At 41.3% G+C, this 10,435-nt stretch carries 11 protein-coding genes and 1 riboswitch; of the genes, 9 read left to right on the top strand and 2 right to left on the bottom strand.

Annotation, left to right across the window (positions count from 1 at the left end; all coding sequences use genetic code 11):
• The 6 genes from LI091_RS07550 to LI091_RS07525 form a co-directional block, all read left to right on the top strand.
• Window positions 1–622 (top strand): hypothetical protein (locus tag LI091_RS07550; RefSeq protein ID WP_207720717.1); only part of this gene is annotated, 622 nt, incomplete at its 5' end.
• Window positions 623–656: 34 nt separating this feature from the next.
• Window positions 657–1,310 carry a hypothetical protein gene (locus tag LI091_RS07545; RefSeq protein ID WP_110102833.1) on the top strand — a complete coding sequence of 218 codons (654 nt, stop codon included), beginning with the start codon at window positions 657–659 and terminating at the stop codon, window positions 1,308–1,310.
• A gap of 61 nt (window positions 1,311–1,371) precedes the next feature.
• Window positions 1,372–2,388, top strand: coding sequence for a hypothetical protein (locus LI091_RS07540; RefSeq protein WP_173746839.1), 1,017 nt, complete (start codon window positions 1,372–1,374; stop codon window positions 2,386–2,388).
• Window positions 2,389–2,416: 28 nt separating this feature from the next.
• Complete coding sequence (locus LI091_RS07535; RefSeq protein ID WP_173740726.1) at window positions 2,417–3,010, top strand: hypothetical protein; 594 nt, start codon at window positions 2,417–2,419, stop codon at window positions 3,008–3,010.
• Between the two features lie 516 nt (window positions 3,011–3,526).
• On the top strand, window positions 3,527–4,126 hold the full coding sequence (locus tag LI091_RS07530; RefSeq protein ID WP_147238626.1) for a hypothetical protein: 600 nt from the start codon (window positions 3,527–3,529) through the stop codon (window positions 4,124–4,126).
• Window positions 4,127–4,625: 499 nt separating this feature from the next.
• Window positions 4,626–5,186 carry a hypothetical protein gene (locus LI091_RS07525; RefSeq protein ID WP_265191003.1) on the top strand — a complete coding sequence of 187 codons (561 nt, stop codon included), beginning with the start codon at window positions 4,626–4,628 and terminating at the stop codon, window positions 5,184–5,186.
• Between the two features lie 174 nt (window positions 5,187–5,360).
• On the opposite strand, the gene LI091_RS07520 is transcribed toward LI091_RS07525, so the two are convergent.
• Complete coding sequence (locus LI091_RS07520; RefSeq protein ID WP_265191002.1) at window positions 5,361–6,590, bottom strand: chloride channel protein; 1,230 nt, start codon at window positions 6,588–6,590, stop codon at window positions 5,361–5,363.
• Window positions 6,591–6,651: 61 nt separating this feature from the next.
• A riboswitch (Fluoride riboswitch) is annotated at window positions 6,652–6,724 on the bottom strand.
• A 179-nt stretch (window positions 6,725–6,903) separates the two neighbouring features.
• On the opposite strand from LI091_RS07520, the gene LI091_RS07515 reads away from it, so the two are divergent.
• Window positions 6,904–7,467, top strand: a complete 564-nt coding sequence (locus LI091_RS07515; protein ID WP_118515072.1) for a prolyl-tRNA synthetase associated domain-containing protein — start codon at window positions 6,904–6,906, stop codon at window positions 7,465–7,467.
• 4 nt (window positions 7,468–7,471) lie between these two features.
• On the opposite strand, the gene LI091_RS07510 is transcribed toward LI091_RS07515, so the two are convergent.
• Window positions 7,472–8,413 (bottom strand): glycosyltransferase family 2 protein, encoded by a 942-nt coding sequence (locus LI091_RS07510; RefSeq protein ID WP_265191001.1) that lies wholly within the window; start codon window positions 8,411–8,413, stop codon window positions 7,472–7,474.
• A gap of 196 nt (window positions 8,414–8,609) precedes the next feature.
• Here LI091_RS07510 and LI091_RS07505 point away from each other — a divergent pair, with 196 nt between their 5' ends.
• Entirely contained in the window at window positions 8,610–9,584 is a 975-nt protein-coding gene (locus tag LI091_RS07505) for a bile acid:sodium symporter family protein (RefSeq protein ID WP_265191000.1), read from the top strand.
• Window positions 9,568–10,419: an AraC family transcriptional regulator gene (locus tag LI091_RS07500; RefSeq protein WP_059086155.1), complete on the top strand. Its 852-nt coding sequence runs from the start codon at window positions 9,568–9,570 to the stop codon at window positions 10,417–10,419. The genes LI091_RS07505 and LI091_RS07500 overlap by 17 nt, the downstream gene beginning before the upstream one ends.
• Window positions 10,420–10,435: the final 16 nt, after the last annotated feature.

Raw genomic sequence — 10,435 nt, 5'->3', positions numbered from 1 at the left:
AGAAAGGAATCATATGGCGAATCTGATATTGAGCATTTTCGAAAGAGTTATAACAATATTAATGTTTATTGCATTGGCAGTTGCTCTCGTATGCAAGAAAAAATCTAAAAAGGTACCGCTTTTTATCATCAGACCAATTTTTCTGGTTGGTTTGTTATTTATTATGTTTCAGGCAGTATTTGTGCAGCGAAATTTTAGCTCGCTGGATAAAGCGATTCGGGCATATGATATTAAGGCGAAGCCAATAGCAACCTTGCAGGATGAGAAATCTACATATGTTATCATGGATGAAGATGGATCTATTGAAGGAAGAATTTTTCCAAAAAATGGAAAGAAATGGAAATTGCCGGATTCAGCATTTTTCAGAAAAAGTATGAGCTATCCTTCAGAAGATGCCAATATTGATATGAGATCAATAGAAATACATGGAGCATGGTATATTGTAATACTCCCACATTATCTTATGGGGGAGAATTCTATAGATGAGGTTCACGATTCGGCTGGAACAGAATTTTTAAAAACGGAATATGAGAATATAACGGTATATTATGGATATCTGAAAACAAAACCAGACGATTACTGGATTTCTGTAGATGGAGATAAAGTAGCGATTAATCTGTGAAGCGTCAAGATTGTAGGAAAAAGAGGACATAAAAATGAATATTTCACTATCTAACTGGTGGTCGTGGGGAATCTTATTGCTGTTGCTCATGATAGTGGCAGTTGTGGATTCCAGGAAAAGAATCCCACGAAAAATATCCATATTTATACTGGTTCCGGTTTTGTCTGTGGTCATCATATTTATGATGTCCGAAAATAACAAAGAGGCTGAACAAAGTTTCCATACACTTGAGGAAGCAGTAACAGCCTATGATGATCGGTCAGATGTCGTGGCGACATTGCGAGGAAAAACTTCAGCATTGGTTATTATGGATGATGGAGATGTGATGGACTCACAGATTTTTGAAAAAACAGAAAGCGGCTGGAAACTTCCGGAAGATTCAGAGTTTCAGGACACAAAGCGTTTTACAGGAGACAGGATTATAGTCGACGTATCTACCGTAGCAGTTGATGGGGAATGGTATGTTGTGGTGTCACCATATCCGGGAATAAAATCTCCCATAACGAATGTATACGATTCGGAAGGAACAGAATTTTCCGAAGCAAAAGGAAGCGAAAACGTTTACTATGGATATCTGAAAAAATACCCAGAGGACTACTGGGTTTCTGCAAATGGACAGAAGATGGTTCCAATCGGGTTTTTGAAGGATTGGGTCAGAACTGGATGGAAAATAATAAGTAGTCATTAAAATAATAGATATCATAAAACAAAAGATTATTGGATTTCTATAAATGGGGAGAAGATATCGCTTGAGTGAAAAAACAAAACGTTTTTTTCTAATAACATTACTTCTGACACCAGCTTGCTACCAGATCATGCCGGAGATCAGAATGGCATTAGTATTGGCGGCAATGGGAGAAGCTGTATTATCGGCAGATAGAATTTGGGCAAGAAATGAAAGGTTTCCTTTTGCAAATTTATATGATGACAGGAATCCTCTGTATGTACGAAAAATGATGAAGAAGAGGAAATGGCTTTCTGGGATAAATGGATATTTTGTAGTACAGATTTGGCTTTTGAGTTATGTTCTTCTGATGACAGCAGGGTTCATTTCTGATCATATAATACATAGAAGATATCAGGAAATCAGACTGGAATTTTTCTGGATTTACTGGGGAATAATAATGAGTCTTGGTGTAGTGGAGGCATATTATATCCACATTTATAAGAAAAGTTTCTGCTATCCGAGAAATAAAAAAGGTATCTGGATGCCATTCAGCTTTATCGGATATGAAATGCAGGGACTGGCAGGAAGGATACTGCCTGATCCAACAGAAGAAATGGAGAAAAATCAGCCTCTGGTGTTCGAAGAATGTCTTTTTAAAAGCGGATATGCTAAAAAAGCAAATTATATATTAAAAGAGAATGACCAAATCTGTTTTTATCAGAAAAGAAAAAATCAACAGGTAAACTTATGGGCGATCATTGATATAGCAGATATGGAGAAAATGCATATCCAGCTTTTGAATGATGCATTTGAGATTTTCTGGTGTAATGAGCTGACCAGAGAAGAAAAAAAGAAAGATGTACGTTTTACATTTGTAATCCAGACTGAGAGAATCAATGATGCTATAGGCAGGATTTTTTATGACGGATCAGGAATACGAATGTATAAACATCGAAGTCGTATGGCTGTTTTGTATGAGAAAAAACATGACATCATAAAAATAAAATGTACGGACCGTAAGTCCAGATATAAAAATATTTACAGAGAAATGAGAGAAGAACTGAAGCGGGTGATCGGAAGACGTGATATAGATCTGTAGACTGTATGCAAAGGGGATGTGAAAAAATATGCTGATCAAAGTGATAAAACCAGTTGTATATCTGGTAATTATTATTAATCTGGTGATCGCTATTTCTTATAAAAGAAAATCAAAAAAGACACCAGTTAAGGTTGTTGCGTCAATTGTTATATTAGGAATCGGACTCTTTGTTTGCGATACAGTGTATACTCACCGAAGTTTCAGTTCTGTGGAGAAAGCCGTGGAAGCATATGGTGATAATGCTGAGATCATCCGTATTCTGCAGGGAGAAAATTCTACATATGTTATCATGGATAACGAAGGAACAGTAGAGGGGAAGATTTTTCCGGAAAGTTCTGGGAAATGGAAATTGCCGGATTCTATATTTTATGGTACAGGCAGAGAGTATCAAGATGTAAAGATAAATATCGATATGTCAACGATAGAAATCAATGGGGAATGGTATGTACTGGTAACACCGAATGATGATAATTACGTAGTAGCCGATGTGAAGGATTCTGTAGGAACAGAATTTCTGGAAGCAGAAAATAACAAAAATGAAAAGATATGTTATGGATACATGGAACACAAACCGAAAGATTACTGGATTTCTGTAAATGGGGAGAAGATATCGCTTAATTAAAAGAATATATATTAGAAAAGAAAGAGGTAATTATACAGAAAAATGATCGACGTGTTGAGCAAATCAATTTATTTGTGTGTATATGTCCTGATGTTTACTGGATTACTGAAATCTTTTTATTTCTATTTGGCGCCGGTCGGTGTAATGGAAATTTTGGCGGTTCTGGTAAGCCTGATGATCTCAAATATTCTATTTATTCCTACAGTTATTATACCGTCAAGATGGAAAACCCCTTATAATGTGCCGGATAGTTATAACTGTCAGAATCCATTTTATGTACACGGTATGTTAAATGACAAAAAGGAATCGAAATATGCTCTTCCTATCAGGAAAAACGGAAAGTTAAAAAGTTTTTTGTTTTTGCGAAAAATAATGATTCTGTGGCTGGGAGTGTATTTTACATATCTGGGGATGCAGTATTTAAATCCAGATATAAATAGTACAGTGATAGAAATCCTTCTGAATATCTCGCTGGCTTTTATGATCATGGCAAGATCATGCATGTGGATATTTTATGTGAAATTTTATAAAAAGAATTATAAATATCCAACAGATAAAGAAGGAAATTGGGCGCCATTCAGTTTTCTGTGCCAGAATATCAATATGTATTATGAAAATCCGGTGTGTTACAGGGATTTACAGACACATTCTGATGTAATGGAAAAAGGTTTTGGAATTTATCAGTATATAAATACGTATAAAGCTCCTCGAAATGGAAAAACTTTTTTCTACAGATATGACAAAACAGATGAGATACATATTCTGGCATATGTAAAAACAGATCTGTTTCAGGAAGCAGATATCGGAAAATTAAATAAAGCTTTTGTAGAATTTTGGAAGCAATATATCAAAACAGAAGAGGAAAAAAAGAAAATATATTTTTCCTTTGTGCTGGAAGTAGAAGATGATAATCGTGTTCTGAAGAGCATTGTACGGAATAATTCAGGGATAATGATGTATAAAAGACGATACCGTCTTGGAGCGGTATATAACCGTTATTATAATCGCCTGGAAATCCTTCCGTTATATAGATATTCGAGATATAAAAAACAATATGAGAAAATGAAAAAAGATCTGTTGGATTGTCTGGGCATATCGGATGTTGTACAGGCCTGATGACTAGGGGGGGATCATAATAAACCGAAAAAGAAAAAATAATATACCTGAAAAAATTTTATTATTTTGTATTTTATTCTTGTCATATCGTTGGATTTTTGAAGATGATAGATTCACATTTGGAGTAGCCTTTTGGGGATATTTGGCATTGACTGGATGGGTATTCAGATGTGGCGAAACACCGGATCAGGATATTTCTTCGGAAAGTGTAGATGAAAATCCTCTATATGTTTATGGGATGATGAGAAAAAATCGAAAATGGCTTTCCGGAATCAGAGGGTGTTTTCTGTTTCAAATGTTGCTTTTGACAGATGTTTTTTTTGCAGCAGTATATTCCTGTTGGAAATGTTGGACGAATAGCAGTGGGAATGATGCGATTGAAAAAGCGTTATTACCACTGTATATTTTAATGACAGCGGGGTATGTTCAATTTTTGAAGCATAGTGCTAGGATTCATGCAAGAAGCTACAGGTATATAGAGAATAAAAAAGAAATCTGGATGCCATTCAGTTTTATTTGTTACAAATATGAGAAGGTAATAGATATCAAAATAACTTTTCCAGAAGAGGTCGAAGAACGAAACGTTGTATTTGAAAAAGGGCTTTTACATAACCAGTACCAAAAAAAGTCAGAATATGAACTGGACGAAAAAGGAAAAGTAAGTTTTTTCAAGAAAAATAGAAATAATCAGGTGAATATCTGGGCGCTTATAGATATTACAGATATGGATAGAAATGATGTTTTGTTGTTAAATGATAAATTTGCAGAGTTCTGGATCAATGAGATGAACAGAGAAGAAAAAAAGAAAGACATTCGTTTTACATTTGTGATCCAGGTAGATGAAATGAATGATTATCTGCAGGAAATTTTTTATGAAAGCCAGGGAATCTTTATGGATAAGCACAGAAGCCGGCTGCCTGTATTATATATACGCAAACACGATATCCTGAAAGTAAAATGGGCTGATAATGATTCAAAATATATAAGTATCAATAAGGAAATGAGAAAAGAGTTAAAGAAAATATATGATGATTCGGAGATAGAATCCATTAATAGCTGAAGAAAGGAATCATATGGCGAATCTGATATTGAGCATTTTCGAAAGAGTTATAACAATATTAATGTTTATTGCATTGGCAGTTGCTCTCGTATGCAAGAAAAAATCTAAAAAAGTACCGCTTTTTATTCGGCCACAGCCGAGTCAGCCATGACCGAATAAAAAATATGTACATATCTACTCCTTAAACCTGCAAAGTGCCTTCTGTTGTGCTCCATAAATGGAGTGATTTCCGTTGATCAGATAAGCGAGGATGCATACCAGGATGAGGGGAAGGGTATTTCGGGTGCCGAAGACTTCCAGGCCGATGAGAATCGGGGCGATGAGGGTGTTGGTGGCGCTGCCGAATACTGCGGCGTAGCCGAGGGCTCCGCAGATCATGGGAGGGATCCCTAGGATGGAACCTAAGACGACTCCAAGGGAAGCGCCGATGGAGAACAGTGGTGTCACTTCGCCACCCTGAAAACCGATGGAAAGTGTAAATACAGTAAACAAAAGCTTTAGAATCCAGTCATATCCGTAGATCGTTTCTCCGGCAAAGGAAGCGGAGATGAGATTGGTTCCAAGACCTGTATAGCGTCCGCCGTGGATCACAAACAGCAGAGCTGCCAGTGGAATGGCCATGACACCGATGCGGATCAGCGGATTTGAAATTTTTTCCCCGAATAATTTCTTTGCTTTCTGAAGAAGTACGGAAAAGCATCGTCCGGCGAGACCAAAGGCAAGTCCGAGAGCAATGAGAGAGATCATGCTTCGGAGATTGGTCACAGTCCAGGTGTCCTGGATATCCACAGCAAATTTTTCCAGTCCCAGGAAATGAGAGGTGAAGGAGGCTGTATATGCGGCAATAAGTGCCGGCAGCAGCGCATCGTACTCAAGATATCCGGCAACGATCACCTCCATGGCAAAAAATACAGCGGCTAATGGCGTCTGGAACAGACCGCCAAAACCGGCAGCCATACCGGTGATCAGCATGACAGGCTTATTTTCCCGGATATGCAGCCTGCGTCCGGCCTCGTGGGAGAGTGTAGCACCGATCTGCACGGCAACACCTTCACGGCCGGCACTTCCTCCGAAGAGATGAGTGATCCAGGTGCCGAGCATTACCAGAGGGACAAGGGCCAGAGGAATCCGGTCTCTTTTTTTCTGCCCGGTTTCGAAGACCAGGGACATGCCCTTTAAGCTTAAGGTGCTGAAATGATGATACATCCACACAATAAGAAGTCCGGCCAGAGGCAGGAAGGGCAGCAGATATTGCCAGTGTGCGGTGCGAAGATCAGAGATCGCCAGCAGGCCCCGGCCGAAGATAGTATCTACGATCCCGACGCAGATTCCCACGACCACTGCAAGGGCAGCATATTTCAGCTGCAGGATCCGATGTTCTTTTTGGATAGTTTCTTTTGTCATAGTAACTCCTTTCAATCTCCCCGTTTTGAAAAATCCATCAAAAAAAGCTGGTAACCCCGTGCATTGCACAGAAGTCATCAGCTCATTGGCGGTTTCGATAAAGATCGGGGGAGAACTTCATTCCCTTTCTGCCTGAGAGTATAGCATCCGAGGCTGATATCGTCAATAGTCAGACGGAAATCCGGAGTATCTTATTTGTTACAGGTGTGCTATGATTAAACAAATCGGCAGGTTACGGGTAAAACGGTAAAGCGTAATGTGCTGCGGCTAAGACCTGCACATATGAGAATGTAAAAATAACGGAGGAGACACCATGGAAGAACCAAGAATTGACAAAACGATCTATACAGGAAGACCGGAGAACACCGAGGGCCGTCTGGAGAAGGAAATCGCAGTGTACGATTTTCTGGATAGTCTTGGGATTGAATATAAAAGAGCAGATCATGAAGCACTGATGACCATGGAGGCCTGCGAGGCAGTGGATCAGCTTCTGGGAGCGCAGATATGCAAAAATCTTTTTCTCTGCAACCGACAGAAAACGGATTTCTATCTGCTGCTGATGCCGGGAGAGAAGCCGTTTAAAACAAAATTTCTGTCCAAACAGATCGGAACAGCCAGACTTTCCTTTGCAGACGGAGAGCAGATGGAGGAATATCTGAACATTACCCCGGGATCCTTAAGTCTGATGGGACTGATCTTTGATAAAGAAAAGAAGGTACATCTGGTGATCGATAAAGAAGTCCTGGATGAAGAATATTTCGGATGCCATCCGTGTATCAATACTTCCACTCTGTTGATGAAGACCAGTGATGTAAAAGAAAAAATCCTGCCGGCGCTGGGTCACGAATATCAGGTGGTCGAGCTGCCGACAGAATAAAAAATCAACGTATGGGCGTAAAGTCCTTTTTGTTGGACTCTGCTATGATGTAATGGGGGCGCTGCTTGACCTCCATGTAGGTTTTAGCTATATATTGTCCTATGATACCCAGGCAGAAAAGCTGCAGGCCGCCGATGAAGATGATGATACAGATGGTGGAAGCCCAGCCTGGGACCGGATCATCGAAGATCAGCTTTCGGACGATGATGGCTACCAGGACCAGAAAGGAAAAACCGGTCATGGTCGTTCCGAACCAGGAGGCGATGGTCAGCGGTACCTGAGAAAAATTGATGATGCCGCTGACGGCGTATTTAAACAGCTTCCAGAAGTTCCACTTGGTCTCACCGGCTACGCGTTCGATATTTTTGTAGGGGAGCCAGCAGGTGCGGAAACCGATCCAGCCGAAGATTCCCTTGGAGAAGCGGTTGTACTCACTCATGGAGACGATGGCATCCACCATACTGCGCTTCATCAGACGGAAGTCTCTGGCGCCGTCCACAATATCTGCATCCGAGATCTTATTGATCAGCTGATAAAATTTCCGGGCAAAAAAGCTCCGGATAGGTGGCTCTCCGTCACGGCTGACACGTCTGGTGGCAACGCTGTCATATTCTCCGGATTCCAGCTTCTCCAGCATTTCCGGGAGAAGGGACGGCGGATCCTGAAGATCAGCGTCCATTACTGCTACATAATCGCCGCCGGCATTGCAGAAGCCTGCATACATGGCAGCTTCCTTTCCGAAGTTTCTGGAAAAAGAAAGATAGATCACATGAGGATCCTTTTCGGAAAGCTCTTTTAAAATCTCAAGGGTTCTGTCTCTGGAACCGTCATTCACAAAGATCAGCTCATAATCACAGTTCATTTGCCTGAGGACAGAAGTGGCTTCCGGGTAAAAAAGCGGAAGGGATTCTTCCTCATTGAAGCATGGTATAATTAAAGAAATCATTTTTTGCCTCGTTTTCCAGATCATAAAAAATGATCATTTTGGCGGTTATCTGTAGTCCGCCCTGGTTTCAGGTTGCTTTTGGATGGGTACTATCATATCATATTTGTCCGGAATCGGCTATAAAACAGGGAATTTTTTTCTTGCACCGCTGTTTTTTTGTGATAAACTGTAAAAAAAGACAAACAAGAGGTGTGATATGCTGGAAAAATTTAACAGCTTTATGGAGAAATGGATGGCTTTTGTGACGCCGGCCTGTCTGCTTACAGGGGTACTGTTTCCGGATATTGCAAAGCATGGCGTGCCCTATGTGACGTATGCTTTTGCATTTATGACCTTTATCGGTGCGCTGAAATCCAGGTTCCGTGATGTAGCAGATGTGTTTAAGCGGCCGTTTCCGCTGATCCTGATGCTGCTGATCCTTCATGTGCTGGGACCGGTGGCCGCCTGCGGTCTGGGACATCTTCTGTTCCCGGGCAATATGAATTATATCACAGGAATGGTGCTGGAATTTTCCGTACCTGCAGCGGTGATCAGTCTGATGTGGGTGTCCATTTATAATGGAAACAGTCCGCTGTCACTTTCACTGGTTGTGATCGATACGATCCTGGCTCCCTTTCTGATCCCGGCAGTATTGAAGCTCCTGGTGGGCTCCAGCGTAAAAATGGATACTGTGGGAATGATGAAGGAGCTGGTTTTCATGATCGCTCTGCCGGCAGTCCTTGCCATGTGCCTTAATGAAGTCAGCCATGGAAAGGTTAAGGAGACCTGGCCGAAAAAGCTGGCGCCTTTTTCAAAAATGTGCCTGATCTTTGTGGTAACATCCAACTCCTCCAAGGTTTCTCCTTATATGAAGCATCTTAACGGAGAACGGCTGGAGGTAGCAGCAGCGATCCTGGTCCTGGCAGCAGGGGGATATGCCATTGGCTGGATCATTGCCATTCTTACAAGGCAGAATAAAGAGGCAACGGTTTCCATGATCTATGGTTCCGGAATGCGGAACATCAGCGCCGGTGCGGTGATCGCGGGAGCGTATTTTCCGGCGGAAACATTATTTCCGGTTATGATCGGAACGTTATTTCAGCAGATCCTGGCGGCTTTTTACGGAAGTATGATGCGCCGGGTCCAGACCGGACAGCAGGAAAGGGAGAAGGAGCATGGAGTTTCAGCATGAATTGATCATTCCCAATGAGGGATTTCCTTTTAAGCTTTTTCTTTTTGAAGGAAGAAACGGAAATTATGTAAGGGAAAAACACTGGCATACTTCGATCGAGATCTTTGCGGTGATGGAGGGGAGTCTTTATTTTTATATCGATGAGAACGAGTATCCTCTGAAGGCAGGGGAGTTTCTGATCATTAATTCCAATGAAGTACATTCTATTCAGGCGCCAGTACGTAATGAGACCATCGTACTGCAGATCCCGCTGAAGCAGTTTTCGGATTATTTTACCGCTCAGAGGTTCATCCGTTTTCGGAGCAGAAACGAAGAGTCTGAGGAAACAGACAGGCGGATGGTTTCTCTGATCCGGGAGATGTACCGGGTGTACGTATCCGGGGAAACGGGGTACGAATTCCGTATCAGGGCAGTGTTCTATGAAGTCCTTTATCTTATGGTTTCCGCATACAGGGAAACAGAGGTGGAGGAGAATGCGCTGAAGATCAGCCGCAGATTGGATGCTTTGTCAAAAATAACCACTTATATGCGGGAGCATTACAAGGAGGATCTCAGGCTTTCCGGACTTGCAGCCATGTTCGGATATTCCGATGCATATCTGTCAAGAATGTTCCGGAAATATGCGAAGGTCAATTTTAAGACATATTTACAGGATATCCGCATGGCATACGCCTATAAGGAGCTTTTGCATACAGATCATACCATCAGCTCTATCGCACTTGACAACGGGTTTGCAAGCAGCAGGGCTTTTTCCAGGGAATTTGTAAAGCGTTACGGGATCCTGCCGGGAAGAGTGGAGCGTCAGAATCATAAAAATGTCAAAAAAGTGCTATGAATGAGTCAAGAAAAGC

It is taken from the genome of Blautia sp. MSK20_18 (genome assembly GCF_020553125.1).
Classification (GTDB): Bacteria; Bacillota; Clostridia; order Lachnospirales; family Lachnospiraceae; genus Blautia_A; species Blautia_A fusiformis.
This window is presented reverse-complemented; position numbering and strand designations above follow the sequence as displayed.